Source organism: Shewanella goraebulensis (assembly GCF_030252245.1).
In the GTDB taxonomy this organism is placed as follows: domain Bacteria; phylum Pseudomonadota; class Gammaproteobacteria; order Enterobacterales; family Shewanellaceae; genus Shewanella; species Shewanella goraebulensis.
Genome location: NZ_CP126972.1, coordinates 204,318 through 229,164, shown reverse-complemented (window position 1 = coordinate 229,164; position 24,847 = coordinate 204,318). Strand labels below are relative to the sequence as shown.

The 24,847-nt window shown below is 44.0% G+C and carries 36 protein-coding genes; 3 read left to right on the top strand and 33 right to left on the bottom strand.

Features of this window, described 5'->3' with window-relative positions; genetic code table 11:
* From QPX86_RS01155 to ccmE, 3 genes are read left to right on the top strand one after another with little or no spacing between them, the layout of a single operon-like run.
* Positions 1-747 (top strand): heme ABC transporter permease, encoded by a 747-nt coding sequence (locus tag QPX86_RS01155; RefSeq protein WP_220755639.1) that lies wholly within the window; start codon positions 1-3, stop codon positions 745-747.
* Complete coding sequence (gene ccmD / locus QPX86_RS01150; RefSeq protein WP_220755646.1) at positions 747-944, top strand: heme exporter protein CcmD; 198 nt, start codon at positions 747-749, stop codon at positions 942-944. Before QPX86_RS01155 ends, ccmD begins: the two co-directional genes overlap by 1 nt.
* A complete protein-coding gene (gene ccmE, locus QPX86_RS01145; RefSeq protein WP_220755638.1) occupies positions 944-1,441 on the top strand; it encodes a cytochrome c maturation protein CcmE in 498 nt (165 codons plus the stop codon). The genes ccmD and ccmE overlap by 1 nt, the downstream gene beginning before the upstream one ends.
* 589 nt (positions 1,442-2,030) lie before the next feature.
* Here the strand turns inward: ccmE and rplQ are convergent.
* From rplQ to rpoC, 33 genes are all read right to left on the bottom strand, one after another.
* The gene (gene rplQ / locus QPX86_RS01140) at positions 2,031-2,426 is read right to left on the bottom strand and encodes a 50S ribosomal protein L17 (protein ID WP_102529376.1); all 396 of its coding nucleotides are present in this window, start codon (positions 2,424-2,426) and stop codon (positions 2,031-2,033) included.
* A 41-nt stretch (positions 2,427-2,467) separates the two neighbouring features.
* Complete coding sequence (locus QPX86_RS01135; RefSeq protein WP_055026487.1) at positions 2,468-3,457, bottom strand: DNA-directed RNA polymerase subunit alpha; 990 nt, start codon at positions 3,455-3,457, stop codon at positions 2,468-2,470.
* A 24-nt stretch (positions 3,458-3,481) separates the two neighbouring features.
* The gene (rpsD, locus tag QPX86_RS01130; RefSeq protein WP_102529378.1) at positions 3,482-4,102 is read right to left on the bottom strand and encodes a 30S ribosomal protein S4; all 621 of its coding nucleotides are present in this window, start codon (positions 4,100-4,102) and stop codon (positions 3,482-3,484) included.
* Positions 4,103-4,134: 32 nt separating this feature from the next.
* The gene (gene rpsK / locus QPX86_RS01125) at positions 4,135-4,527 is read right to left on the bottom strand and encodes a 30S ribosomal protein S11 (protein WP_011635661.1); all 393 of its coding nucleotides are present in this window, start codon (positions 4,525-4,527) and stop codon (positions 4,135-4,137) included.
* A 15-nt stretch (positions 4,528-4,542) separates the two neighbouring features.
* Complete coding sequence (gene rpsM / locus QPX86_RS01120; protein WP_076543217.1) at positions 4,543-4,899, bottom strand: 30S ribosomal protein S13; 357 nt, start codon at positions 4,897-4,899, stop codon at positions 4,543-4,545.
* A 120-nt stretch (positions 4,900-5,019) separates the two neighbouring features.
* Positions 5,020-5,133, bottom strand: coding sequence for a 50S ribosomal protein L36 (gene rpmJ / locus QPX86_RS01115; protein WP_006083579.1), 114 nt, complete (start codon positions 5,131-5,133; stop codon positions 5,020-5,022).
* Positions 5,134-5,154: 21 nt separating this feature from the next.
* A complete protein-coding gene (secY, locus tag QPX86_RS01110) occupies positions 5,155-6,495 on the bottom strand; it encodes a preprotein translocase subunit SecY (protein ID WP_055026490.1) in 1,341 nt (446 codons plus the stop codon).
* 7 nt (positions 6,496-6,502) lie between these two features.
* Positions 6,503-6,937: a 50S ribosomal protein L15 gene (rplO, locus tag QPX86_RS01105; RefSeq protein ID WP_102529379.1), complete on the bottom strand. Its 435-nt coding sequence runs from the start codon at positions 6,935-6,937 to the stop codon at positions 6,503-6,505.
* Between the two features lie 2 nt (positions 6,938-6,939).
* Entirely contained in the window at positions 6,940-7,122 is a 183-nt protein-coding gene (rpmD, locus tag QPX86_RS01100) for a 50S ribosomal protein L30 (RefSeq protein WP_076543219.1), read from the bottom strand.
* A gap of 6 nt (positions 7,123-7,128) precedes the next feature.
* Positions 7,129-7,632, bottom strand: coding sequence for a 30S ribosomal protein S5 (rpsE, locus tag QPX86_RS01095; protein ID WP_102529380.1), 504 nt, complete (start codon positions 7,630-7,632; stop codon positions 7,129-7,131).
* 12 nt (positions 7,633-7,644) lie between these two features.
* Entirely contained in the window at positions 7,645-7,995 is a 351-nt protein-coding gene (gene rplR, locus QPX86_RS01090) for a 50S ribosomal protein L18 (protein WP_153916417.1), read from the bottom strand.
* 10 nt (positions 7,996-8,005) lie between these two features.
* Positions 8,006-8,539 (bottom strand): 50S ribosomal protein L6, encoded by a 534-nt coding sequence (gene rplF / locus QPX86_RS01085; RefSeq protein ID WP_153916416.1) that lies wholly within the window; start codon positions 8,537-8,539, stop codon positions 8,006-8,008.
* 10 nt (positions 8,540-8,549) lie between these two features.
* Positions 8,550-8,942, bottom strand: a complete 393-nt coding sequence (gene rpsH, locus QPX86_RS01080; RefSeq protein ID WP_102529382.1) for a 30S ribosomal protein S8 — start codon at positions 8,940-8,942, stop codon at positions 8,550-8,552.
* 24 nt (positions 8,943-8,966) lie between these two features.
* Positions 8,967-9,272, bottom strand: a complete 306-nt coding sequence (rpsN, locus tag QPX86_RS01075; RefSeq protein ID WP_153916415.1) for a 30S ribosomal protein S14 — start codon at positions 9,270-9,272, stop codon at positions 8,967-8,969.
* 10 nt (positions 9,273-9,282) lie between these two features.
* On the bottom strand, positions 9,283-9,822 hold the full coding sequence (gene rplE / locus QPX86_RS01070) for a 50S ribosomal protein L5 (RefSeq protein ID WP_055026498.1): 540 nt from the start codon (positions 9,820-9,822) through the stop codon (positions 9,283-9,285).
* Positions 9,823-9,834: 12 nt separating this feature from the next.
* A complete protein-coding gene (gene rplX / locus QPX86_RS01065; RefSeq protein WP_055026499.1) occupies positions 9,835-10,149 on the bottom strand; it encodes a 50S ribosomal protein L24 in 315 nt (104 codons plus the stop codon).
* Between the two features lie 11 nt (positions 10,150-10,160).
* Positions 10,161-10,529, bottom strand: coding sequence for a 50S ribosomal protein L14 (rplN, locus tag QPX86_RS01060; RefSeq protein ID WP_055026500.1), 369 nt, complete (start codon positions 10,527-10,529; stop codon positions 10,161-10,163).
* A 218-nt stretch (positions 10,530-10,747) separates the two neighbouring features.
* A complete protein-coding gene (gene rpsQ / locus QPX86_RS01055) occupies positions 10,748-10,996 on the bottom strand; it encodes a 30S ribosomal protein S17 (RefSeq protein ID WP_220755198.1) in 249 nt (82 codons plus the stop codon).
* A complete protein-coding gene (rpmC, locus tag QPX86_RS01050; protein WP_011635647.1) occupies positions 10,996-11,187 on the bottom strand; it encodes a 50S ribosomal protein L29 in 192 nt (63 codons plus the stop codon). The genes rpsQ and rpmC overlap by 1 nt, the downstream gene beginning before the upstream one ends.
* Positions 11,187-11,597, bottom strand: coding sequence for a 50S ribosomal protein L16 (gene rplP, locus QPX86_RS01045; RefSeq protein ID WP_055026502.1), 411 nt, complete (start codon positions 11,595-11,597; stop codon positions 11,187-11,189). The genes rpmC and rplP overlap by 1 nt, the downstream gene beginning before the upstream one ends.
* An 11-nt stretch (positions 11,598-11,608) precedes the next feature.
* Positions 11,609-12,298 carry a 30S ribosomal protein S3 gene (gene rpsC, locus QPX86_RS01040; RefSeq protein ID WP_153916413.1) on the bottom strand — a complete coding sequence of 230 codons (690 nt, stop codon included), beginning with the start codon at positions 12,296-12,298 and terminating at the stop codon, positions 11,609-11,611.
* Positions 12,299-12,310: 12 nt separating this feature from the next.
* Positions 12,311-12,643: a 50S ribosomal protein L22 gene (rplV, locus tag QPX86_RS01035; RefSeq protein ID WP_076543228.1), complete on the bottom strand. Its 333-nt coding sequence runs from the start codon at positions 12,641-12,643 to the stop codon at positions 12,311-12,313.
* Positions 12,644-12,658: 15 nt separating this feature from the next.
* The gene (rpsS, locus tag QPX86_RS01030; RefSeq protein WP_006083596.1) at positions 12,659-12,937 is read right to left on the bottom strand and encodes a 30S ribosomal protein S19; all 279 of its coding nucleotides are present in this window, start codon (positions 12,935-12,937) and stop codon (positions 12,659-12,661) included.
* A 15-nt stretch (positions 12,938-12,952) separates the two neighbouring features.
* Positions 12,953-13,777 (bottom strand): 50S ribosomal protein L2, encoded by an 825-nt coding sequence (gene rplB / locus QPX86_RS01025; protein WP_055026505.1) that lies wholly within the window; start codon positions 13,775-13,777, stop codon positions 12,953-12,955.
* A gap of 16 nt (positions 13,778-13,793) precedes the next feature.
* Complete coding sequence (gene rplW, locus QPX86_RS01020; RefSeq protein ID WP_102529388.1) at positions 13,794-14,096, bottom strand: 50S ribosomal protein L23; 303 nt, start codon at positions 14,094-14,096, stop codon at positions 13,794-13,796.
* Positions 14,093-14,698 carry a 50S ribosomal protein L4 gene (gene rplD / locus QPX86_RS01015; protein WP_055026507.1) on the bottom strand — a complete coding sequence of 202 codons (606 nt, stop codon included), beginning with the start codon at positions 14,696-14,698 and terminating at the stop codon, positions 14,093-14,095. Before rplD ends, rplW begins: the two co-directional genes overlap by 4 nt.
* A gap of 16 nt (positions 14,699-14,714) precedes the next feature.
* Positions 14,715-15,353: a 50S ribosomal protein L3 gene (rplC, locus tag QPX86_RS01010; protein ID WP_102529389.1), complete on the bottom strand. Its 639-nt coding sequence runs from the start codon at positions 15,351-15,353 to the stop codon at positions 14,715-14,717.
* Between the two features lie 27 nt (positions 15,354-15,380).
* Positions 15,381-15,692, bottom strand: coding sequence for a 30S ribosomal protein S10 (gene rpsJ, locus QPX86_RS01005; protein WP_055026509.1), 312 nt, complete (start codon positions 15,690-15,692; stop codon positions 15,381-15,383).
* A 332-nt stretch (positions 15,693-16,024) separates the two neighbouring features.
* Positions 16,025-17,209, bottom strand: coding sequence for an elongation factor Tu (gene tuf / locus QPX86_RS01000; protein ID WP_220755197.1), 1,185 nt, complete (start codon positions 17,207-17,209; stop codon positions 16,025-16,027).
* Positions 17,210-17,280: 71 nt separating this feature from the next.
* Positions 17,281-19,377 carry an elongation factor G gene (gene fusA, locus QPX86_RS00995; protein WP_220755196.1) on the bottom strand — a complete coding sequence of 699 codons (2,097 nt, stop codon included), beginning with the start codon at positions 19,375-19,377 and terminating at the stop codon, positions 17,281-17,283.
* A 79-nt stretch (positions 19,378-19,456) separates the two neighbouring features.
* Positions 19,457-19,927: a 30S ribosomal protein S7 gene (rpsG, locus tag QPX86_RS00990; protein ID WP_220755195.1), complete on the bottom strand. Its 471-nt coding sequence runs from the start codon at positions 19,925-19,927 to the stop codon at positions 19,457-19,459.
* A 77-nt stretch (positions 19,928-20,004) separates the two neighbouring features.
* Positions 20,005-20,379: a 30S ribosomal protein S12 gene (rpsL, locus tag QPX86_RS00985; protein ID WP_102529393.1), complete on the bottom strand. Its 375-nt coding sequence runs from the start codon at positions 20,377-20,379 to the stop codon at positions 20,005-20,007.
* Between the two features lie 178 nt (positions 20,380-20,557).
* Positions 20,558-24,778: a DNA-directed RNA polymerase subunit beta' gene (gene rpoC, locus QPX86_RS00980; RefSeq protein WP_220755194.1), complete on the bottom strand. Its 4,221-nt coding sequence runs from the start codon at positions 24,776-24,778 to the stop codon at positions 20,558-20,560.
* Positions 24,779-24,847: the final 69 nt, after the last annotated feature.

The window sequence follows — 24,847 nt, the reverse complement described above, 5'->3', positions numbered from 1 at the left end:
ATGTGGAAATGGCTTCATTCATACGCTGATCCTGAGCGTGCATACAAATTAGCATCTACGTTGTTACCTTGGTTCGCGTTTACTGCCATCTTGTTGATAAGTGTTGGTACTATCTGGGGAATGTTGTTTGCTCCAATGGATTACCAGCAAGGTGAAAGTTTCAGAATCATTTATATCCACGTACCTGCAGCCTCTATGTCTATGGCCGCATATATGGCAATGGCGTCTGCATCATTTGTTGGTATTGTATGGCAAATAAAAACAGCTGATTGGGTTGCAGCTTCAATTGCACCTATCGGCGCAGTCATTACCTTTATCGCTCTATTAACTGGTGCTGCATGGGGTAAACCTATGTGGGGTACTTGGTGGGTATGGGATGCACGCTTAACGTCAGAACTTGTACTATTATTCTTGTATCTTGGTGTTATTTCTCTATACGCATCATTTGAAGATAAAGTATTAGCAGCACGAGCAGCAGGCATTTTAGCCATCGTCGGTGTAATCAATATCCCAATTATCAAATACTCTGTAGATTGGTGGAGCAGCTTGCATCAACCAGCAACAATTAAAATTACTGAAAAATCAGCAATGCCAATGGAAATGTTAGCACCGCTACTAATCAATATATTTGGTTTTGGTGTAATGATTGGCGCAATTACCTTAGTACGATATAAAGCTGAAATTTTGGCAAGGAATGGTATGCGCCCTTGGGTTAGAGAATTAGCAAAAGCGGAGGCATCGAAATGATCCAGTTCGAATCGTTTTCAGAATTTTTTAATATGGGCGGTTATGCATTTTATGTATGGTTGTCATACGGTGTTACCTTCGGAAGCTTAGGAACCTTATTATTCTTTAGCCTTCGACAAAAAAGATCTGTCTTACTTGAGATATCTAAAAAGATGGAACGAGAAGATCGCCTTAAAGAAACTAGGAGTAGTAGATAGTGAACTCTAGACGTAAAAAAAGACTCACACTTGCCGTAGCATTAATTGCAGGTGTAGCAGGTATCGCATCATTACTTTTGTATGCATTGAACTCTAATTTGAACTTATTTTTTACCCCACACGAAATCGTGAACGGTAAAAAAGATACAGGTGAGAAGCCAGAAATCGGTCAACGTATTCGCGTTGGTGGTATGGTAACCGTTGGTACAATGGTTCGTGACCCAGACAGTCTTCATGTTGAATTTGAAATTCATGATGCCTTCGGTGGCGCAATTACTGTAACATTCGATGATTTATTACCAGATCTATTCCGTGAAGGACAAGGTATCGTTGCACAAGGAGTGTTAATCAAACCTGATACAATTCAAGCAACTGAAGTGCTTGCTAAGCATGATGAAAACTACATGCCTCCAGAAGTAGCTGAAGCAATGGGTCAAACTCATGAGAAGTTAGACTACTCTGAGCAAAAGCAAACGGAAGGCTATAAATACCAATAATTTATTAGTCGCTACTGAAATGCCAATCAAAAGATTGGCATTTTTTTGTTTTAAAAACAATAAACAAACTGTATCACCCTCATTCTATAACAGAATTACTTTCCTGAATTACAAGCTAACGTACCATTTCTTGGTGTTTACTCGAATAACCATGAGCCAGTGAGCCAGTGAGCCAGTGAGCCAGTGAGCCAGTGAGCCAGTGAGCCAGTGAGCCAGTGAGCCAGTGAGCCAGTGAGCCAGTGAGCCAGTGAGCCAGTGAGCCAGTGAGCCAGTGAGCCAGTGAGCCAGTGAGCCAGTGAGCCAGTGAGCCAGTGAGCCAGTGAGCCAGTGAGCCAGTGAGCCAGTGAGCCAGTGAGCCAGTGAGCCAGTGAGCCAGTGAGCCAGTGAGCCAGTGAGCCAGTGAGCCAGTGAGCCAGTGAGCCAGTGAGCCAGTGAGCCAGTGAGCCAGTGAGCCAGGTTAGGAGAACAGAAAAGAACGAGCTTGCAAGTGTTTGTTTGTAGAATTGATAAATTATGATTGAGTCATATTTTAAATTTTAAGCATAAAAAAACCGAGCCTAAGCTCGGTTTTTAGGTGAGTAATTAATAATTACTCAGCAGCTTCAACTTCAACAGCTTCAGCAGCTTCAGGACGACCTACTAATTCGATGAAAGCCATTGGAGCTTTATCACCGGTACGTAGACCGCACTTTAGAATACGAGTGTAACCACCAGGACGTTCCTGGAAGCGTGGACCCAATTCTGTGAATAACTTACCTACAACTTCAGCGTCGCGGGTACGAGCGAAAGCTAAACGGCGATTTGCAACGCTGTCTACTTTAGCTAGTGTTATCAGAGGCTCAACTACGCGGCGCAGTTCTTTCGCTTTTGCTACAGTTGTCTTGATGATCTCATGACGAACTATTGAGCAAGCCATGTTACGAAACATAGCTTGGCGATGACTGCTGTTGCGGTTTAGTTGACGACCACTCTTACGATGGCGCATGACCTAATCCTTATAATCTTTAATCTGTACTAACCTGGGACTTATAGGTCGTCTGCTAAACTAGCTGGAGGCCAGTTCTCAAGACGCATACCTAAAGACAGTCCGCGAGACGCTAATACATCCTTAATTTCAGTAAGAGATTTCTTACCTAAATTAGGAGTCTTGAGCAACTCAACTTCAGTGCGCTGTACGAGATCTCCGATGTAATGAATCGCTTCAGCCTTCAAACAGTTGGCTGAACGTACAGTTAGCTCTAAATCGTCGACAGGACGCAACAGAATCGGATCAAATTCCGGTTTCTCTTCTACAACTGCTGTTTCGGTGACATCTCGTAATTCAACAAACGCATCTAGCTGTTCAGCTAAAATTGTTGCAGAACGACGAATTGCTTCCTCAGGATCGATAGTACCATTAGTGGTCATATCAATAACGAGTTTATCCAAATCAGTACGTTGTTCAACACGAGCAGCTTCTACATTGTATGCAATGCGAGCTACTGGTGAGAATGAAGCATCAACCAACAAACGACCGATTGGGCGATCATCGTCTTCAGTTTGTGCACGAGCCGAAGCTGGTACATAACCGCGACCACGCTCAACGCGGATACGCATGCTGATATCATTATTACCTGTCAAATGACAGATAACATGATCAGGATTCATAATGGTTACATCGCCATCATGAGTGATATCTGCTGCAGTAACAGGGCCTGTGCCTGACTTACTTAAAGTAAGTAAAGCTTCATCTTTACCCTCGATATTTACTGCTAAACCTTTAAGGTTAAGCAATATCTCTAGGATATCTTCTTGAACGCCTTCCTTACTGCTGTATTCATGCAATACACCGTCGATTTCGACTTCTGTAACTGCACAGCCAGGCATAGACGACAATAAGATTCGACGCAACGCGTTGCCTAATGTGTGACCAAAACCACGTTCAAGTGGCTCTAGCGTAACCTTGGCACGAGTTGGGTTAACCTGCTCTATGTCAACGAGACGCGGTTTAAGAAATTCTGTAACAGAACCCTGCATTGTGTCCTCTCTTGTTTGTTAGCTTTACTTAGAGTAAAGCTCGACGATCAGCTGTTCGTTAATATCCGCAGACAAATCGCTACGTTCTGGTAGACGCTTGAAAGCACCTTCCATCTTAGCATTGTCGACTTCTACCCATGTAGGCTTTTCGCGTTGGCCAGCAACTTCTAAAGACGCTTTGATACGTGCTTGAGTGCGTGACTTTTCACGGATGCTTACAACATCATTCGCAGACACTTTGAATGACGGAATGTTAACAACACGACCGTTAACCACGATTGATTTGTGGCTTACTAATTGACGTGATTCTGCACGAGTCGCACCAAAACCCATACGATAAACAACGTTATCTAAACGAGTTTCTAAAAGACCCAACAAGTTTTCACCTGTGTTGCCTTTCAGACGTGCGGCTTCTTTGTAGTAGTTACGGAATTGCTTTTCTAGCACACCGTACATACGACGAACTTTTTGTTTCTCGCGTAGCTGTAAACCGTACTCTGATAAACGTGGCTTACGAGCGCCATGTTGACCAGGTGCAGCTTCAAGCTTACACTTCGAATCGATTGCTCTCACACCGCTTTTTAGGAAAAGGTCTGTACCTTCTCTGCGGCTGAGCTTGAGCTTAGGACCCAAGTATCTTGCCATGATCTTTCTCCAACTATCCTATAAACGCAGTGTTATACACGACGCTTTTTAGGTGGGCGACAGCCATTATGAGGGATAGGTGTCACATCGGTAATGTTGGTAATTTTATAACCAACAGCATTCAGCGCACGGATGGCTGATTCACGACCTGGACCTGGACCCTTTACGAAAACTTCAAGGTTTTTAACGCCGTAGTCTTGAGCAGCAATACCTGCACGCTCAGCAGCAACCTGTGCAGCGAATGGTGTAGATTTACGTGAACCACGGAAACCTGAACCACCTGAGGTAGCCCATGACAACGCATTACCTTGACGATCTGTAATGGTGACAATAGTGTTGTTGAAAGAAGCATGGATATGAGCCATGCCATCTGCAACCTGTTTACGTACGCGCTTACGCGGAGAACGTGACGGAACTTTAGCCATTTGGTATACCTTCCGTTACTTTCTAATTGGTTTACGTGGACCTTTACGCGTACGCGCATTGGTCTTAGTACGTTGCCCACGAAGAGGCAGGCTACGACGATGACGGAGACCACGATAACAACCAAGATCCATAAGACGCTTGATGTTCATTGAAATCTCACGACGTAAGTCACCCTCTACTGAGTATTTGGCAACTTCTTCGCGTAGAATATCTATTTGAGCTTCGCTCAATTCCTTGATCTTAGCATCTTCAGCAATTGAAGTAGCTGCGCAGATTTCTCTAGCGCGTGTACGTCCAATACCAAAAATAGCAGTCAATGCGATGACTGTATGCTTTTGATCAGGAATGTTAATGCCAGCGATACGGGCCACTATGCACTCCTTAAAATGTTAAAGGTCAACTGCGAAAAGCCCGAAAGGATACTCGACAGCCGACAAATTTGCAAACATTATTTGCTCAGCCCATTAATGAGCTGAGCAAATATCTTTTTTTTAGCCTTGACGCTGTTTGTGTTTTGGTTCAACACAAATCACACGTACAACGCCACTACGCTTGACGATCTTGCAATTACGGCAGATCTTCTTCACGGAAGCTCGAACTTTCATTTCATCACTCCGTTAAAGCAACTAGCGACCAAAGCGATCTAAATTCGCTTTGTTAACTAAGTTAGCTTTCTTCATAACAGACTCATACTGATGAGACATCATATGGGTCTGAACCTGAGCCATGAAGTCCATGATTACGACTACAATAATTAGTAGTGAAGTACCGCCGAAATAGAACTGTACTTTCCACGCAATTAACATGAACTCCGGAATTAAGCAGATAAAGGTAATGTATATCGCGCCTGCTAATGTCAAGCGGGTCATTACTTTATCAATGTAACGCGAAGTCTGTTCTCCAGGACGAATCCCAGGAATGAACGCACCACTCTTCTTCAAGTTATCTGCTGTCTCGCGTGGGTTAAATACCAACGCAGTATAGAAGAAACAGAAGAATACGATAGCTGTCGCATACAATAATGAATACAGCGGTTGTCCTGGTGACACAGCTAAAGCGAAATCGCTTAACCATGACATAGACTCATTTTGTCCAAACCACTGAGCCAGTGTGCCTGGGAACAAAATAATGCTGGATGCAAAAATTGGTGGAATTACACCTGCCATATTAACTTTAAGTGGTAAATGAGTACTTTGCGCAGCAAACACCTTACGGCCTTGTTGACGCTTAGCGTAGTTAACGACGATACGACGTTGACCACGTTCTACAAATACAACCAAATAAGTTACAGCAAATACAATTACCGCTAATAACAACAGTACCAGTACATTCAAATCACCTTGACGAGCCTGTTCAGCCGTTTGGCCGATAGCAGAAGGTAGACCAGCAACAATACCTGCGAAAATTAATATCGAGATACCATTACCAATACCACGCTCGGTAATCTGTTCACCTAGCCACATAAGGAACATTGTTCCTGTCACTAAGCTGACAACTGCTACAAAGTAAAAACCAAAACCTACATTGGCAACAAGGCCAGGTACTAGGCTTGGTAAACCTGTCGCGATACCGATTGATTGGAGTGTACCCAACACAAGCGTTCCGTATCTTGTATATTGACTGATCTTCTTTCTTCCTGACTCGCCTTCTTTTTTCAATTCAGCAAGGGCAGGATGAACCACAGTCAACAACTGCATGATAATCGATGCCGAAATATACGGCATGATACCAAGAGCAAAGATAGAAGCACGCTCTAAAGCACCACCCGAGAACATGTTAAACATGCCTAGGATGGTATCTTTTTGTTGAGCAAACAACTCTGCTAACACAGCTGCGTCAATACCAGGAATTGGTACAAACGAACCGGCTCTAAAGACGATAATTGCACCAATCACGAACAGGAGACGAGTTTTCAATTCTGATAAACCGCCTTTCGCGCTTTTTAAATCAAGTCCTGGTTTTGCCATCGACGTATTATTCCTCGATCTTACCGCCGGCAGCTTCAATAGCTGCACGTGCACCTTTGGTTACCTTCAGACCTTTTACGGTCACTGGGCGTTCAATGGTACCTGAAAGAACGATTTTCGCAAACTGTATGTTGCGAGTAATTACGTTCGCATCTTTCAGAGCGTTAAGGTCGATAACATCACCGTTAACTTTTGCTAGTTCTAGTAAACGAACTTCAGCTGAAACCAAAGCTTTGCGTGAAGTGAAACCGAACTTAGGTAAACGAATTTTAAGAGGCATTTGACCACCCTCAAAACCGATACGCACACCGCCGCCAGAACGAGACTTTTGTCCCTTATGACCACGACCGGCAGTTTTACCTAAACCAGAACCAATACCACGACCTACACGCTTAGGAGCACGCTTAGAGCCTGCTGCTGGAGATAGAGTATTTAAACGCATTATTAATCCTCCACCTTAACCATGTAGTAAACTTTATTAACCATACCGCGAACAGAAGGAGTATCTTCTACTTCAACAGTGTGGCCAATACGTCTTAGGCCTAGACCTAATAAACAGGCACGGTGCTTTGGCAAACGACCAATCGCACTCTTTGTCTGTGTTACTTTAAACGTTTTAGTAGCCATGGTGCATTAACCTCGAATTTCATCAACATTCAGGCCACGCTTAGCTGCAATTTGTGATGGTGACTTCATGTGCACCAACGCATCTACAGTTGCGCGAACGATGTTGATCGGGTTAGTAGAACCGTATGCTTTAGACAGAACGTTATGAACGCCTGCAACTTCCAATACGGCACGCATTGCGCCACCGGCGATAATACCGGTACCTTCCGATGCTGGTTGCATGTAAACACGCGAACCAGTATGGCGACCTTTAACTGGATGATGCAGAGTACCTGCATTCAGCTCTACGGTTACCATGTTACGGCGGGCTTTTTCCATTGCTTTTTGAATAGCAGCTGGAACTTCGCGCGCTTTACCATAGCCATAGCCAATCTTACCGTTACCATCACCTACCACTGTTAGTGCGGTGAAGCTAAAGATACGACCACCTTTAACTACTTTAGAAACACGATTAACTGCAATTAATTTTTCTTGCAAATCGTCTTTCTGCTGAGCTTCTAATTTAGCCATTTTTATAACCCCTTAGAATTTCAGGCCAGCTTCACGAGCTGCGTCAGCTAGTGCTGCTACGCGTCCGTGATACTTGAAACCAGAACGGTCGAATGCAACCGAAGTTACACCTTTCTCGATCGCACGCTCAGCAACAGTTTTACCCACTGCTTTAGCCGCGTCTACGTTACCGGTACTCTTTAGTAGCTCTTTAACCGCTTTCTCAACGGTTGAAGCAACTGCCACTACCTGAGCTTCAGGATTAATAACCTGAGCATAAATGTGACGCGGTGTACGATGTACAACCAGACGATTCACGCCCAGCTCTTGGATCTTCTTACGAGCGCGAGTAGCGCGGCGTAAGCGAGATGTTTTCTTATCCATATCGCGTTACCTACTTCTTCTTAGCCTCTTTACGGCGTACTTGTTCGTCTGCATAGCGAACACCTTTGCCTTTATAAGGCTCTGGTGGACGGTATCCACGAATCTCAGCAGCGACCTGACCAACTAACTGCTTATCAACACCCGAAAGTACGATATCAGTTTGGCTAGGACACTCTGCAGTAACACCTGCGGGCAGTTTGTGAACCAAAGGGTGTGAGAAACCTAAAGTTAGGTCAATGTCTTTACCAGCAATTTTTGCACGGTAACCAACACCAATTAACTTTAATTTCTTAACGAATCCTTCAGATACACCAACAACCATGTTGTTTACTAGTGCACGAGCAGTACCTGCTTGAGCCCAAGCGTTAGAAACGCCTTCAACTGGACCAAACGTTAGTACGCCGTTTTCTAGTTCAACATTTACCGCTTTGTTGATTTCTCGAGTCAGACTACCTTTAGTACCTTTTACAGTAATAGTCTGTTCGTTTAAGGTCACCTCTACGCCGGTAGGAATAGACACTGGTGCTTTTGCGACACGTGACATACCTAGCTCCTTACGCTACGTAGCAGATAACCTCGCCACCCATGCCATTTAGGCGGGCAGCACGATCGGTCATCAAGCCTTTAGAAGTGGACACAATTGCGACACCTAGTCCGCCCATCACCTTAGGAAGTTCGTGTTTACCTTTGTAAATACGAAGACCTGGGCGAGAAACGCGCTGGATAGTCTCAACGACTGGGTTGCCTTGGAAATACTTTAAAGTGATTTCTAATTCAGGCTTGGCTTCTTCTGCTACGGCGTAGTCAGTAATATAACCTTCGTCTTTAAGTAATTTCGCAATTGCTACTTTTAACTTAGCTGAAGGCATCTTAACTGATACTTTGTTAGCAGCTTGGCCGTTACGAATACGTGTTAACATATCCGCAATAGGATCTTGCATGCTCATATTAGCTTACTCCGTGACAAGTGCTTACCAGCTGGCCTTACGCAGACCAGGAACTTCACCACGCATAGTTGCTTCACGTAGTTTAATACGGCTAAGGCCGAATTTACGTAGAACACCATGTGGGCGACCAGTTTGATTACAACGGTTGCGTTGACGCGCAGCGCTAGAATCACGAGGTAGAGCTTGTAACTTAAGCACAGCATCCCAACGATCTTCTTCAGAAGTATCAGGAGCGCTGATTAAAGCCTTAAGTGCTAAACGCTTTTCAGCATATTTAGCTACGAGCTGTGCACGCTTTGCTTCACGTGCTTTCATAGATGATTTTGCCATTATGCTACCCTTATTTCTTGAATGGGAAGTTAAATGCGTCTAACAAAGCACGACCTTCTTCATCATTCTTCGCAGTAGTAGTGATAACAATATCCATACCACGAATCTTATCGATTTTATCGTAATCGATTTCTGGGAAGATGATTTGCTCACGCACACCCATTGCGTAGTTACCACGACCGTCAAACGCTTTTGCGCTTAGGCCACGGAAGTCACGAATACGTGGGATTGCAATGTCAACTAAACGCTCTAAAAATTCCCACATACGCTCACCGCGTAGGGTAACTTTACAGCCAATAGGGTAGCCTTCACGGATTTTAAAACCAGCAACTGATTTACGTGCAACAGTTACAACTGGCTTTTGACCAGCGATTGCAGTCATATCACGGAGCGCATGCTCCATAACTTTCTTGTCTGCAACTGCTTCGCCTACACCCATATTAAGGGTGATTTTTTCAATCCGAGGGACTTGCATGACACTGGTATAACCGAACTTTTTAGAAAGTTCCGCGATAACAGTCTCTTGATATTTATCATGCAGTTTCGCCATCGTTTACTCCGTTTACTTAATGAGTTCACTATTCGATTTAAAGAAACGGACTTTTTTGCCGTCTTCGAATCGGAAACCAACACGATCTGCCTTGCCTGTGGCTTGGTTAAAGATCGCTACGTTTGATGCTTGTATCGGTGCTTCTTTCTCGATAACGCCACCAGTTACGCCCAATTGTGGGTTTGGCTTTTGGTGTTTTTTAACAAGATTGATGCCTTCAACAATCAACTTACCAGTAGGTAGGACTTGAGAAACTTTTGCGCGTTTACCCTTATCTTTACCTGCTAGTACAATTACTTCGTCTTCACGACGGATTTTAGCTGCCATTTTGAAGCTCCTTACAGTACTTCTGGTGCCAGAGAGACGATTTTCATAAACTGCTCTGTACGCAATTCACGTGTCACTGGTCCAAAAATACGAGTACCAATCGGTGCAAGGTTTGCGTTAAGCAAAACTGCTGCATTCCGATCGAAGCGAATGACAGAACCATCTGGACGACGTACGCCTTTCTTAGTACGGACTACCACCGCGTTATATACATCACCTTTCTTCGCTTTAGCGCGAGGAATAGCTTCTTTAACAGAAACCTTGATGACGTCGCCGATACCGGCATAACGACGATGAGAGCCACCCAAGACCTTAATACACTGAACTCTACGAGCGCCACTGTTACACGCGACGTCTAGAGTCGATTGCATTTGGATCATTTTAAGTGCTCCGCTATCGTTACTACACAAAATCCCAACATTGGGATCATCATTTCGACCATTTAATGAGCTAACCTGTTCTCGTTTGATGTAAAACCAATCAACAACAATTTAGTCAAAAATGGCGCGCAAGTATAACACCAATATTTTGGATTGCATAGCAGAAAAAAACAAACGGCCCCAAACTTTGGAGCCGTTTACTATAACCTAATGAAATATTAGGCCTTTGTTACTACTTCAACTAGTGTCCAAGACTTAGTCTTAGAAAGAGGACGACACTGACTAATAGTCACTACGTCACCTTCGTTACACTGATTTGTTTCGTCATGTGCATGGATCTTAGTTGTACGCTTAATGTACTTCCCATAAATAGGATGTTTCACTTGGCGTGCAATAGCAACAGTAATAGACTTATCCATTTTGTTGCTAAGAACTCGACCTTGCATAGTACGGGCTTTATCAGACATTACACACCTGCCTTAGAAGTAATAATGGTCTTAACACGTGCAATGTTACGACGCACTAATTTCAATTGATTCGTTTGAGTCAACTGACCAGTAGCGTGTTGCATACGCAGGTTAAACTGCTCACGCAGCAGACCAAGTAGTTCAGCGTTAAGTTCTTCAACGCTCTTTTCTCTTAGTTCGCTCGCTTTCATTACATCACCGTCTTAGTTACGAAGGTAGTCTTAATAGGAAGCTTGGCAGATGCTAAAGCAAACGCTTCACGCGCTAACTCTTCAGATACACCATTCATCTCATAAAGAACCTTACCAGGTTGAATCTGACATACCCAGTATTCAACGTTACCTTTACCTTTACCCATACGCACTTCAAGAGGCTTAGAGGTAATAGGCTTGTCAGGGAAAACTCGAATCCAAATTTGTCCTTGACGTTTAATGTGACGTGTCATGGCACGACGTGCAGATTCAATTTGACGTGCAGTTAAACGGCCACGGCCGACTGCTTTCAAACCGAAAGTACCAAAGCTAACTTCAGTACCGTTCGCTAGACCACGGTTGCGGCCCTTGAACATCTTGCGAAACTTCATACGTTTAGGTTGCAGCATAAAAGTTTCTCCTATTTACCACGAGGCTTGCGCTTCGGCTGTTGCTTCGGCTCTTCTAAAGCTGGGATGATACCGTCTAGAACTTCGCCTTTGAAGATCCAAACTTTAACACCAATCACACCATATTGAGTGTGACTTTCAGAAGTAGAATAGTCGATATCAGCACGTAAGGTATGTAGAGGTACACGACCTTCACGATACCATTCAGAACGTGCGATTTCAGCACCGCCTAAACGGCCGCTCACTTCAACTTTGATACCTTGAGCACCAATGCGCATTGCGTTTTGAACTGCACGCTTCATAGCGCGACGGAACATAACGCGACGCTCTAATTGCTGTGCAATACTGTCAGCAACAAGCTTTGCGTCTAACTCAGGCTTGCGGATCTCAGCGATGTTGATTTGAGCAGTAGTGCCTGTAATTTTAGATACATATGCACGTAATACTTCAACGTCTTCACCTTTCTTACCAATCACAACACCTGGACGGGCAGTGTGAATAGTAACGCGGATGCTCTTCGCAGGACGCTCGATAACGATTTTAGATACTGATGCAGCCTTCAATTTCTCAGTGAGATATTGACGAACTTCATAGTCGCTGTGCAAATTATTTGCATAATCTGCTTTATCGGCGTACCAAGTAGAGATCCAAGGCTTTGTGATACCCAGACGGATACCATTAGGATGTACTTTCTGTCCCATTGCTCTCTTCTCCTAGCGATCTGATACAACCACAGTAATGTGGCTGGTACGCTTCATGATACGATCAGCGCGGCCTTTGGCACGAGGCATGATGCGCTTCATAGTTGGTGCTTCGTCAACGAAGACTTGGCCAACTTTAAGCTCATCGATATCTGCACCTTCGTTGTGTTCGGCGTTTGCGATAGCTGAATCTAGTACTTTCTTAACCAGTACGGCGGCTTTCTTAGGGCTGAAGGTCAAAATTTCAAGAGCCTTAGAAACAGGCAAACCTCGAATTTGATCAGCAACTAGACGGGCCTTCTGCGCAGACGTACGGGCAAAACGATGTTTAGCTAAAACTTCCATCTTATGTCTCCCGTATTAACGCTTCTTCGCTTTCTTATCTGCAGCATGGCCGCGATAAGTGCGAGTTGGTGAAAATTCACCAAGCTTATGACCGATCATTTCGTCAGTTACGAACACAGGTACGTGCTGACGACCATTATGGACAGCGATGGTCAACCCAATCATATTTGGGATGATCATTGAGCGGCGAGACCAAGTCTTAATTGGTTTTTTATCTCCCGCTTCCATCGCTTTCTCTACCTTCTTCAGCAAGTGCAGGTCAATGAAAGGACCTTTCTTGAGAGAACGTGGCATGGGCGAATCCTCTTACTATTTATTACGACGACGTACGATGTACTTGTCGGTGAGCTTATTACTACGAGTTTTATAACCCTTAGTTGGCACACCCCATGGACTCACTGGGTGACGTCCACCAGAAGTACGGCCTTCACCACCACCATGTGGATGGTCAACCGGGTTCATTGCAACACCACGAACTGTAGGGCGTACGCCTCTCCAGCGTTTAGCACCTGCTTTACCTAACTGGCGTAGCATGTGCTCGGCATTACCAACTTCACCGAATGTTGCGCGACAATCAACTGGAACTTTGCGCATTTCGCCAGAGCGAAGACGTAAAGTTGCATATTGGTTATCACGAGCAACAACTTGAACATAAGCACCAGCTGAACGCGCGATTTGAGCACCTTTACCAGGTTTCATTTCTACTGCGTGCACAACACTACCCACTGGGATGTTGCGAAGCGGCATTGCGTTACCAGTTTTGATGTCTGCATCCAAACCAGATTGGATAGCGTCACCAGCTTGCATGCCTTTAGCAGCAAGAATGTAACGACGCTCACCGTCTGCGTATAGTACTAACGCGATGTTAGCTGTACGGTTCGGATCATACTCAAGACGTTCGATTTTTGCAGGGATACCATCTTTATTGCGTTTAAAGTCAATAATACGGTAATGCTGCTTGTGTCCACCACCTACGTGACGAACAGTGATACGACCAGTATTGTTACGGCCACCACTTTTAGATTTCTTAGCCAACAGGCCTGCAAAAGGTTTCCCTTTATGCAAGTCGCTGTTCACCACTTTAACAACGTGGCGACGACCTGGAGAGGTTGGCTTACACTTAATAACTGCCATGATAATTCTCCTTTGCTTACTCAGCGCCGCCAACGAAATCGATGTCAGCACCAGCAGCTAAAGTTACATAGGCTTTTTTCCAATCGCTACGACGACCAACACGGCCACCAGTGCGCTTAGTTTTGCCTTTGTTTACCAAAGTGCGGACACTATCAACTTCAACTTCGAATAGCTGAGCTACAGCAGCTTTAATCTCTGCTTTAGTCGCATCGATTGCTACGCGGAAAACTACAGTGTTGTTTTTCTCAGCTAGTACAGTACTCTTTTCAGAGATATGTGGAGCAAGAATAACTTTTAGCAAACGTTCTTCGGTGATCATGCTAGCATCTCCTCGATTTGCTTCACTGCATCAGCAGTAACAAGAACAGTGTTGAACGCGATTAGACTAACTGGGTCTAGACCCGCTACGTCACGTACGTCAACCTTGTATAAGTTGCGTGCTGCTAAGAATAAATTCTCATCAACATCTGCAGTAACAATTAGAACGTCTTCTAAGTTCATTTCTTTCAGTTTAGCTTTAAGCTCTTTAGTTTTAGGAGCTTCAACACCAAAAGATTCAACAACGACTAAACGCTCTTGACGTACCAATTCAGAAAGAATGCTCTTTAAAGCACCACGGTACATCTTTTTGTTAACTTTTTGGCTGTGATCTTGAGTTTTAGCAGCGAATGTTACGCCACCGCCACGCCAGATCGGGCCTTTAACACTACCGGCACGAGCTCGGCCTGTGCCTTTCTGGCGCCAAGGCTTTTTGCCTGAGCCAGTTACTTCCGCACGAGTCTGTTGAGCACGAGTGCCCTGACGCGCGTTTGCAGCGTAAGCTACAACTACCTGATGAACCAATGCCTCGTTAAAGTCACGGCCGAAGGTAGTTTCGGAAACTTCAAGAGCGCTTTGCGCGTCTTTCAATACCAATTCCATTACTATCTCCTCAGACCTATGCTTTAACGGCTGGCTTGATAATCAAGTCACCATTGGTAGCGCCAGGAACAGCACCTTTTACCAATAACAAGTTACGCTCTGCATCTACACGTACAACGTCTAGATTTTGAGTAGTTACTTGCTCGGCACCCATGTGGCCAGACATTTTCTTACCTTTGAAAACGCGACCAGGTGTCTGGTTTTGACCGATAGAACCATTAGATCTATGAGCCAAAGAGTTACCATGTGTCATATCTTGAGCGTGGAAATTCCAGCGTTTAATACCGCCTTGGAAGCCCTTACCTTTAGATTGACCAGTAACATCAACTTTTGCTGTATCTGCGAAGATATCAACATTAAGTTCAGCACCAACTTCAACGCCTTCACATTCACCATCAGCCAAACGCAATTCCCATAAACCTCGACCGGCTTCAACGCCGCTCTTAGCAAAATGACCTGCTTCTGGTTTGGTGATGCGATTGGCTTTTTTGGTACCAGTAGTTACTTGAAGAGCACGGTATCCGTCAGTTTCTAAAGTTTTCACTTGAGTAACACGGTTACCAGCAATTTCAATCACTGTTACAGGGATAGAAGCGCCATCTTCTGTGAAGATGCGAGTCATACCCACTTTACGACCAATAAGACCGATAGCCATCTTTCAAACCTCTTCTAAGGATCTCAATTAACCTAAGCTAATTTGAACGTCGACACCAGCGGCAAGATCTAAACGCATTAATGCGTCTACAGTCTTTTCAGTTGGCTCTACGATGTCAACTAAGCGCTTGTGAGTACGAATTTCGTATTGGTCACGAGCGTCTTTGTTGACGTGCGGAGAAGTCAAAATGGTATAACGTTCTTTACGCGTAGGTAGTGGAATTGGACCACGAACCTGAGCGCCTGTACGCTTAGCAGTTTCAACGATTTCCGCTGTTGATTGATCGATCAAACGATGATCAAATCCTTTCAAGCGGATACGGATTCTTTGGTTCTGCATTGACCAGAGCTCCTAAAATGCACACATAAAAAATCACCCTCTAGCTTCTTCCCAATGGAAAAGCAGAGCGAGATGATTTAACCGTAGACTCCCAATCGGAGTCAATTATGAAAATGAATAATCCTTATGATTAAACATTATATTACACTGTCTAGGACAGCGAAGGGGAATTATACAGATATCAGATGAGAGATCAACCCCTTCGAACAAAAACTCTTCAATCTAGTTCATTTGTTCAAGGCGGTGGATTTTACAGGGATAAAAACAAAAAGCAATAAAAACAAAAAAGGAAGCCGAAGCTTCCTTTTTAAAGTGTTTACTAAAGGTCGCTATTAAGCAACGATTTTAGCTACAACACCAGCACCAACAGTACGGCCACCTTCACGGATAGCGAAACGTAAACCGTCGTCCATCGCGATTGGGTAGATTAGTGTAACAACCATCTTGATGTTATCACCAGGCATTACCATTTCTACGCCTTCTGGAAGCTCGATAGTACCAGTTACGTCAGTTGTACGGAAGTAGAACTGAGGACGGTAGCCTTTGAAGAATGGAGTGTGACGTCCGCCTTCTTCTTTGCTTAACACGTATACTTCTGATTCGAATGTAGTGTGAGGAGTGATAGTACCTGGCTGTGCCAATACTTGACCACGCTCAACATCTTCACGCTTAGTACCACGTAAAAGAACACCACAGTTTTCGCCAGCACGACCTTCGTCAAGAAGCTTGCGGAACATTTCAACACCAGTACAAGTAGTCTTAGTCGTGTCTTTAACACCAACGATTTCAACTTCTTCACCAACGCGGATGATACCACGCTCAACACGACCAGTAACAACTGTACCACGACCTGAAATTGAGAAAACATCTTCAATTGGAAGTAGGAACGGCTTATCAATGTCACGCTCTGGCTCTGGGATGTACGAATCTAACGCTTCAGCTAGTTCGATGATCTTTGGTTCCCAAGCTTCGTCGCCTTCAAGTGCTTTAAGCGCAGAACCTTGGATAACTGGTAAGTCATCACCTGGGAAGTCATACTCAGAAAGAAGTTCACGAACTTCCATTTCTACTAATTCAAGTAGTTCTTCATCGTCAACCATGTCACATTTGTTCATGAATACGATGATGAAAGGTACACCAACCTGACGTGAAAGCAGGATGTGCTCACGTGTTTGTGGCATTGGACCATCTGTAGCAGCAACTACTAAGATAGCGCCGTCCATTTGAGCAGCACCAGTAATCATGTTTTTAACATAATCGGCGTGACCAGGACAATCTACGTGTGCGTAGTGACGTGTAGGCGTGTCATATTCGATGTGAGAAGTATTAATTGTAATACCACGCTCGCGCTCTTCTGGAGCGTTATCGATTTGAGCGAAATCACGAACGTCACCGCCGTATGCTTTCGTTAATACAGCTGAGATAGCTGCAGTTAGAGTAGTTTTACCATGGTCGACGTGACCAATTGTACCCACGTTTACGTGTGGTTTACTACGTTCAAATTTTTCTTTAGCCACGATATATTCCTTTCTTTTCAGAAGTGCTCGAGTACGAGCTATATAACATTTAGTTAAGCACCTAAATAATTTTAGGTACGTGATTCAATAATCGCATTTGCAATGTTTGATGGTGCGTCAGCATACTTAGCAAACTCCATAGAGTAAGAAGCACGCCCCTGAGTTGCACTACGCAAATCAGTAGCATAACCAAACATTTCTGAAAGCGGTACGGTAGCATGGATAATTTTAACACCACCCAAGCCGTCGTCCATTCCATCAATCACACCTCGACGTCGGTTTAAATCACCTACTACGTCGCCCATGTTATTTTCAGGAGTGGTAATTTCCACTTTCATTGTTGGTTCTAGTAACACAGGGCTTGCTTCTAGCGCACCCTTTTTGAAGCCCATTGAACCAGCAATCTTGAAAGCCATCTCATTTGAATCGACATCATGGTATGAGCCATCAAATAAAGTTACTTTCACATCGAGCATAGGATAACCGGCTAAAACACCGTTTTTCATTTGCTCTTGAATACCTTTGTCTACTGAAGGGATGAATTCACGAGGAACTGCACCGCCAACAATTTCATTGACAAATTCATAGCCTGCACCATCTTCCAATGGTTCAATCTTCAACCAAACATGACCAAATTGACCACGTCCGCCAGATTGGCGTATGAATTTACCTTCCACTTCAACTGAAGAGCGAATTGTTTCACGATAGGCAACCTGAGGTTTACCAACGTTACATTCGACATTAAATTCGCGACGCATACGGTCTACGATAATATCTAAATGTAATTCACCCATGCCAGAAATCAATGTTTGAGCTGACTCTTCATCAGTTTCCACTCTAAAAGAGGGATCTTCAGCCGCTAACTTTTGTAGCGCAATCCCCATTTTATCTTGGTCTGCTTTAGAGCGAGGCTCAACGGCAATGGTAATTACAGGTTCTGGAAACTCCATACGCTCTAGAATCACTTTGTGATCGTTTGCGCAAAGAGTATCGCCTGTTGTCACTTCTTTTAAACCAATTGCCGCAGCAATATCACCAGCACGAACTTCTTTCAGCTCTGTACGGTCATTTGCATGCATTTGTACGATTCGACCTACTCGTTCACGTTTCTGTTTAACAGAATTGTAAACTGCAGCACCCGACTCTAGTACGCCTGAATATACACGGATAAAGGTTAAAGTTCCAACAAATGGATCAGTCGCAATTTTAAACGCTAACGCAGCAAATGGTGCGTTATCGTCTGATGGGCGTTCCACTTCATTCTCATTCTCATCGACACCCTTAATAGCAGGAACTTCGACAGGAGCAGGAAGATAGTCAACTACCGCATCCAACACCGCTTGAACACCTTTGTTCTTAAAAGCAGAACCGCAAGTTGCTAAAACGATTTCGTTGTTAATAGTGCGCTGACGTAGTGCAAGTTTTATCTCTGACTCAGATAAAGTGCCTTCTTCAAGATACTTTTCCATTAATTCATCAGAGGCTTCTGCTGCACTTTCCACTAGATACTCATGCATCTCTTCAGCCTTGGCTAAAAGATCTGCAGGAATTTCTTCATAAGAGAAAGTCGTTCCCTGATCTTCTTCAGACCAGTTAATCGCTTTCATCTTAATTAAATCAATAACCCCTTTGAAGTTCTCTTCTGCGCCAATATTCAATTGAATCGGAACACAAGTAGCACCTAAGCGATTACGGATTTGGTCAATGACACTATCGAAGTCAGCACCTGCACGGTCCATCTTATTGACGAACACCATACGAGGGACTTCATACTTGTTAGCTTGACGCCAAACAGTCTCTGATTGAGGCTCTACGCCTGATGAACCGCAGAATACAACTACAGCTCCATCAAGTACGCGTAATGAGCGCTCTACTTCAATAGTAAAATCAACGTGACCAGGGGTATCGATGATATTAATGCGATGTTCGGTGAATTGAGCATCCATACCACGCCAGAAGGTTGTTACAGCAGCTGAGGTGATAGTAATACCACGCTCTTGCTCTTGTACCATCCAGTCTGTAGTAGCGGCGCCGTCATGCACCTCACCGATTTTATGAGACAAACCGGTATAGAACAGAACACGTTCTGTTGTGGTAGTTTTACCTGCATCCACATGAGCAACAATACCGATATTACGATAACGCTCAATTGGGGTTGTACGAGCCACTATTTATACCCTCTCACCTAAAGCAAATGCTTTAGAAAATATCAACAATATGGAGTGGGCTAACGCCCACTCCATCAAATTACCAACGGTAATGAGCAAAGGCTTTGTTAGCTTCAGCCATGCGATGCACGTCTTCACGCTTCTTAACAGCAGTACCTTTGTTTTCAGATGCATCTAACATTTCACCTGCTAGACGTAGAGCCATAGATTTTTCACCACGCTTGCGAGCAGCTTCAACTAACCAGCGCATCGCTAGTGCGTTACGACGCACTGGACGAACTTCACATGGTACTTGATAAGTTGAACCACCAACACGACGAGATTTAACCTCGACTGAAGGGCGAACATTATCAAGAGCTGCTTCAAGGATACTTAAATGTTCTTCGCTTTTCTTTTCAGCGACAACATCAAGAGCCTTGTAGATAATTTTTTCAGCAGTTGACTTTTTACCGTCAACCATAATGACGTTGATGAACTTAGCCAACAACTCACTTTTAAACTTTGGATCTGGTAGGATTTTACGTTGTCCTACAACGCGACGTCTTGGCATAACAATTCTCCGTATGCTTCAGGTATTTCCAAAACTGGAATATTTTTAACTAGCTTGGCCTTACTTAAACGGACAAGTTATGACTTAGGACGCTTAGCACCGTACTTAGAACGGCCTTGGCGACGAGCACTAACGCCAGCACAATCTAATGCACCGCGAATAGTGTGGTAACGCACACCCGGTAGATCTTTAACACGACCGCCACGGATTAGAATTACACTATGTTCCTGCAAGTTGTGACCTTCACCACCGATGTACGAAGTAACTTCGAAACCGTTAGTTAAGCGAACACGTGCTACTTTACGTAGTGCAGAGTTAGGTTTTTTAGGTGTTGTAGTGTAAACACGAGTACAAACACCACGTTTTTGTGGACACGAATCCAACGCTGGCACATTAGTCTTTTCGACTTTTGGCGAGCGAGGCTTACGTACCAACTGGTTTACAGTTGCCATGAATAGCTCCGTTCAGTTGAATAATCTCAACAATTTTGTGTGAAAAATCTATATCCCACTATGATGGGACGCGAAAGTTTAGAAAGGTAATGGCCAACTGTCAAGAAATAGACAACTTTTCGTGCAATTTCCAATAAAAAAGGCGCCAAAGGCGCCTTTTTTTAACATAACGTTTACTTTAGTCAGCACTTCCGGCCAAGTTAAGTAAGTCGGCTAAGTTTTTCTCTGCTTCACTTGCAGTGATTACTGGTGCTTCTGCACCTTCATCTTTAACATTAGCACGCGCTTCGTTACGAGCGGTGTGATACGCATAACCTGTACCAGCTGGGATTAGACGACCAACAATTACGTTTTCTTTCAGACCACGCAATTGGTCACTCTTACCACCAACAGCAGCTTCAGTCAGTACACGCGTCGTTTCTTGGAACGATGCAGCTGAGATGAATGATTCAGTAGCCAAAGAAGCTTTGGTAATACCTAATAATTCACGCTCAAACTTCGCAGGTGCTTTACCTTGAGCTTCAAGCTCACGGTTAGCAATCTTCACGCGAGAAACTTCTGCTTGTTCGCCTTCTAAGAAGTTTGAATCACCAGCATCAGTGATTAAACACTTACGTAGCATTTGGCGAATGATAACTTCAATATGCTTATCATTGATTTTTACACCCTGTAGACGGTAAACGTCTTGGACTTCATCAACAATGTAGTTAGCAACATGATGGATACCACGTAAACGTAAGATGTCATGTGCAGCTTCAGGGCCATCAGCAATAACTTCACCACGTTCAACTTTTTCACCTTCGAACACATTAAGATTACGCCATTTAGGAATCATCTCTTCGTAGTGCTCGCTACCATCAGCTGGGCTGATGACTAGGCGTACTTTACCTTTTGTCTCTTTACCAAACGAGATGGTACCTGAGATTTCAGCAAGAATAGCGGGTTCTTTTGGCTTACGAGCTTCGAACAAGTCAGCAACTCGTGGCAGACCACCGGTAATATCGCGTGTTTTAGACGATTCTTGAGGAATACGTGCTAATGCGTCACCAACGTTGATTTGCGCGTTATCATCTTTAGCTACAATCGCGTTACCCGGTAAGAAGTATTGCGCTGGTACGTCAGTACCAGGGATCATAAGATCATTGCCAGCAGCGTCGATTAGACGGATAGCTGGACGCATTTCTTTACCTGCTGTAGGACGAGCACCTGGATCAATAACAACAACCGAAGAAAGACCAGTTAAGTCGTCTGTTTGACGCGTCATAGTAACGCCTTCAATCATGTCGACAAATTTAACCGTACCAGCAACTTCTGAAATGATAGGGTGAGTATGTGGATCCCAGTTCGCAATAATTGCGCCTGAAGTCACTTCCGTATCTTCTAGTTGCTCTAGCACCGTACCATAAGGTACACGGTAACGTTCTTTCTCACGACCAAGTTCATCAATAATCGCAACTTCAGAAGAGCGCGATACGATAACTAGTTTGTTCTCGATGCTAGTAACGTGTTTTGCGTTATGTAACTTCAGAGTACCACTGTTTTTAACTTGAACATTGTTATCAGCTGAGTCACGAGACGCTGCACCACCAATATGGAAGGTACGCATCGTAAGCTGTGTACCTGGCTCACCAATTGATTGAGCAGCTACAACACCGATTGCTTCACCGTGGTTAATGATATGACCACGTGCTAAATCACGACCGTAACAAGCAGCACATACACCAAAGTCGGTTTCACAAGAAATAACAGAACGAACGATAACTTCATCGACGCTATGCTCTTCTAATAGATCACACCAAGCTTCATCTAGCAATGTGTTACGTGGAGCAAGTACTTTTTCAGTACCAGGCTCAAGTACGTCAACAGACACTACGCGACCTAGAACACGTTCACGAAGCGGCTCTTTAACATCACCACCTTCGATCAACGGCTTCATAGTTAAGCCACCCACTGAACCACAATCATCTTCAATTACAACTAAATCTTGTGCAACATCAACAAGACGACGAGTTAGGTAACCCGAGTTAGCTGTTTTAAGTGCGGTATCGGCAAGACCTTTACGCGCCCCGTGAGTAGAGATGAAGTATTGTGATACGTTCAGACCTTCACGGAAGTTCGCAGTAATTGGGGTTTCGATGATTGAGCCATCCGGCTTAGCCATCAGACCACGCATACCCGCTAACTGACGAATCTGTGCAGCACTACCACGAGCGCCCGAGTCAGCCATCATATAGATGCTGTTAAACGAATCTTGCTCTTCTTCTTCGCCATCACGATTAATAACAACTTCTTTTTTCAAGTTGTCCATCATCGCTTTAGAGATTTTATCGTTGGTGCTTGCCCAAATATCGATAACTTTGTTGTAACGCTCACCAGCGGTAACTAGACCTGATTGGAACTGCTCTTGAATTTCAAGCACTTCACGTTCAGCTTCTTCAACTAAAGTATACTTCTCATCCGGAATAACCATATCGTTGATACCAACAGAGGCACCTGAGATAGTCGCATAACGGAAACCGGTATACATTAATTGGTCAGCGAAGATAACAGTATCTTTAAGACCTAATGTACGGTAACAAGTATTCAGCAATTTCGAGATCTGCTTCTTACCCATGTTCTGGTTAACCAGTTCAAATGGTAAGCCTTCTGGCAGGATCTGCGATAACAACGCACGACCGACTGTAGTATCTACTACATTCAGAGTTTGTGTTTTCTCGCCGTTAGCATCAATTTTTGTTTCAGTTAAACGAACTTTAACGCGAGCATGCAATTCTGCAGCGCCGGTAGCGTAAGCCTTTTCAACTTCATCAACTGACATAAATGCCATACCTTCACCGCGACCGTTAACACATTCACGGCTCGTGTAGTAAAGACCTAATACAACGTCTTGTGACGGAGTAATTACAGGCTCACCATTTGCTGGAGAAAGAATGTTGTTAGTCGACATCATTAACGAGCGAGCTTCTAATTGAGCTTCAAGCGTTAACGGTACGTGCACAGCCATTTGGTCACCATCGAAGTCGGCGTTATATGCCGCACATACTAATGGATGCAATTGGATTGCTTTACCTTCAATAAGAACTGGCTCAAATGCTTGAATACCCAGTCTATGAAGTGTTGGTGCACGGTTAAGCATTACTGGATGTTCACGAATAACTTCGTCTAGTACATCCCATACTTCTGCTTGTTCACGTTCAACCATTTTCTTAGCAGCTTTAATAGTCGTAGCTAAACCGCGACCTTCTAATTTGCCATAGATGAATGGTTTGAATAGCTCAAGTGCCATCTTCTTAGGAAGACCACACTGATGCAGACGTAAAGTAGGACCTACGGTAATAACCGAACGACCAGAGTAATCTACACGCTTACCAAGTAAGTTCTGACGGAAACGACCTTGCTTACCTTTGATCATATCAGCCAAAGATTTAAGAGGACGCTTGTTAGAACCTGTAATAGCACGACCACGACGACCATTATCTAATAGCGCATCAACAGACTCTTGTAACATACGCTTTTCGTTACGTACGATAATGTCTGGTGCAGCTAGATCCAATAGTCGTTTTAGACGGTTGTTACGGTTGATTACACGACGGTAAAGGTCGTTCAAATCAGACGTAGCAAAACGTCCGCCATCTAGTGGAACTAGAGGACGTAAATCAGGTGGTAGAACTGGTAAAACTTTTAAGATCATCCACTCAGGCTTGTTGCCAGAAGTGAAGAATGCTTCCATCAGTTTAAGGCGCTTAGTGACCTTCTTACGACGGGTTTCAGAGTTAATTGACGGTAACTCTTCACGCATTTGATCAATTTGTTCTTCTAAATTGATTGCACGTAGCAAGTCTAAGACTGCTTCAGCACCCATTTTAGCTTCGAACTCGTCACCGTATTCTTCTAATGCATCAAGATATGTTTCTTCTGTCAGCATTTGGCCGCGTTCAAGGCTGGTCATGCCAGGCTCGATCACTACAAATGATTCAAAGTACAGTACGCGTTCAATATCACGTAATGTCATATCAAGCATCAAACCGATACGACTCGGAAGTGATTTCAAGAACCAAATATGGGCAACAGGGCTTGCAAGATCAATATGACCCATACGCTCACGACGTACTTTAGTCTGTGTAACTTCAACGCCACACTTCTCACAAATAACACCACGGTGCTTTAAACGTTTGTATTTACCACACAAACATTCGTAATCTTTTACAGGACCGAAAATACGCGCACAGAACAAACCTTCACGCTCAGGTTTGAAAGTACGGTAGTTAATGGTTTCTGGCTTTTTAACTTCACCAAAAGACCAAGAACGGATTAGGTCTGGCGAAGCCAAACCAATTTTAATACCGTTAAATTCTTCAGTCTTACTTTGCTGTTTAAGAAACTTTAATAAGTCTTTCACGTTTCTCTCCTGAAGGAGTTAAACCAGATGCTTTGCTAAGCAAAGCATCCTTGGTTACCAAACATTGCT

Excerpts from the sequence above, each read along its gene's own strand:
- rpsG (WP_220755195.1), bottom strand. The coding sequence starts at position 19,927 with ATGCCAAGACGTCGCGTTGTAGGACAACGTAAAATCCTACCAGATCCA.
- QPX86_RS01155 (WP_220755639.1), top strand. The coding sequence starts at position 1 with ATGTGGAAATGGCTTCATTCATACGCTGATCCTGAGCGTGCATACAAA.
- rplB (WP_055026505.1), bottom strand. The coding sequence starts at position 13,777 with ATGGCAGTTATTAAGTGTAAGCCAACCTCTCCAGGTCGTCGCCACGTT.
- rplO (WP_102529379.1), bottom strand. The coding sequence starts at position 6,937 with ATGCGTTTAAATACTCTATCTCCAGCAGCAGGCTCTAAGCGTGCTCCT.
- rpmC (WP_011635647.1), bottom strand. The coding sequence starts at position 11,187 with ATGAAAGCGAGCGAACTAAGAGAAAAGAGCGTTGAAGAACTTAACGCT.
- rpsN (WP_153916415.1), bottom strand. The coding sequence starts at position 9,272 with ATGGCAAAATCATCTATGAAAGCACGTGAAGCAAAGCGTGCACAGCTC.
- rpsC (WP_153916413.1), bottom strand. The coding sequence starts at position 12,298 with ATGGGACAGAAAGTACATCCTAATGGTATCCGTCTGGGTATCACAAAG.
- rpsK (WP_011635661.1), bottom strand. The coding sequence starts at position 4,527 with ATGGCTAAAGTTCCGTCACGTTCTCCGCGTAAGCGCGTACGTAAACAG.
- rpsJ (WP_055026509.1), bottom strand. The coding sequence starts at position 15,692 with ATGCAGAACCAAAGAATCCGTATCCGCTTGAAAGGATTTGATCATCGT.
- rpsD (WP_102529378.1), bottom strand. The coding sequence starts at position 4,102 with ATGGCAAGATACTTGGGTCCTAAGCTCAAGCTCAGCCGCAGAGAAGGT.
- rplV (WP_076543228.1), bottom strand. The coding sequence starts at position 12,643 with ATGGAAGTTTTAGCTAAACATCGTTTTGCCCGTACGTCTGCGCAGAAG.
- rpsQ (WP_220755198.1), bottom strand. The coding sequence starts at position 10,996 with ATGTCTGATAAAGCCCGTACTATGCAAGGTCGAGTTCTTAGCAACAAA.
- rplD (WP_055026507.1), bottom strand. The coding sequence starts at position 14,698 with ATGGAATTGGTATTGAAAGACGCGCAAAGCGCTCTTGAAGTTTCCGAA.
- rplE (WP_055026498.1), bottom strand. The coding sequence starts at position 9,822 with ATGGCGAAACTGCATGATAAATATCAAGAGACTGTTATCGCGGAACTT.
- rplP (WP_055026502.1), bottom strand. The coding sequence starts at position 11,597 with ATGCTGCAACCTAAACGTATGAAGTTTCGCAAGATGTTCAAGGGCCGC.
- rplX (WP_055026499.1), bottom strand. The coding sequence starts at position 10,149 with ATGGCAGCTAAAATCCGTCGTGAAGACGAAGTAATTGTACTAGCAGGT.
- rplN (WP_055026500.1), bottom strand. The coding sequence starts at position 10,529 with ATGATCCAAATGCAATCGACTCTAGACGTCGCGTGTAACAGTGGCGCT.
- rplW (WP_102529388.1), bottom strand. The coding sequence starts at position 14,096 with ATGATCACCGAAGAACGTTTGCTAAAAGTTATTCTTGCTCCACATATC.
- rpmJ (WP_006083579.1), bottom strand. The coding sequence starts at position 5,133 with ATGAAAGTTCGAGCTTCCGTGAAGAAGATCTGCCGTAATTGCAAGATC.
- rpsE (WP_102529380.1), bottom strand. The coding sequence starts at position 7,632 with ATGGCTAAATTAGAAGCTCAGCAGAAAGACGATTTGCAAGAAAAATTA.
- rplR (WP_153916417.1), bottom strand. The coding sequence starts at position 7,995 with ATGGATAAGAAAACATCTCGCTTACGCCGCGCTACTCGCGCTCGTAAG.
- rplF (WP_153916416.1), bottom strand. The coding sequence starts at position 8,539 with ATGTCACGTGTCGCAAAAGCACCAGTGTCTATTCCTACCGGCGTAGAG.
- secY (WP_055026490.1), bottom strand. The coding sequence starts at position 6,495 with ATGGCAAAACCAGGACTTGATTTAAAAAGCGCGAAAGGCGGTTTATCA.
- rpmD (WP_076543219.1), bottom strand. The coding sequence starts at position 7,122 with ATGGCTACTAAAACGTTTAAAGTAACACAGACAAAGAGTGCGATTGGT.
- rplC (WP_102529389.1), bottom strand. The coding sequence starts at position 15,353 with ATGGCTATCGGTCTTATTGGTCGTAAAGTGGGTATGACTCGCATCTTC.
- rplQ (WP_102529376.1), bottom strand. The coding sequence starts at position 2,426 with ATGCGCCATCGTAAGAGTGGTCGTCAACTAAACCGCAACAGCAGTCAT.
- rpsS (WP_006083596.1), bottom strand. The coding sequence starts at position 12,937 with ATGCCACGTTCTCTCAAGAAAGGTCCTTTCATTGACCTGCACTTGCTG.
- rpsL (WP_102529393.1), bottom strand. The coding sequence starts at position 20,379 with ATGGCAACTGTAAACCAGTTGGTACGTAAGCCTCGCTCGCCAAAAGTC.
- rpsH (WP_102529382.1), bottom strand. The coding sequence starts at position 8,942 with ATGAGCATGCAAGATCCTATTGCGGATATGTTAACACGTATTCGTAAC.
- QPX86_RS01135 (WP_055026487.1), bottom strand. The coding sequence starts at position 3,457 with ATGCAGGGTTCTGTTACAGAATTTCTTAAACCGCGTCTCGTTGACATA.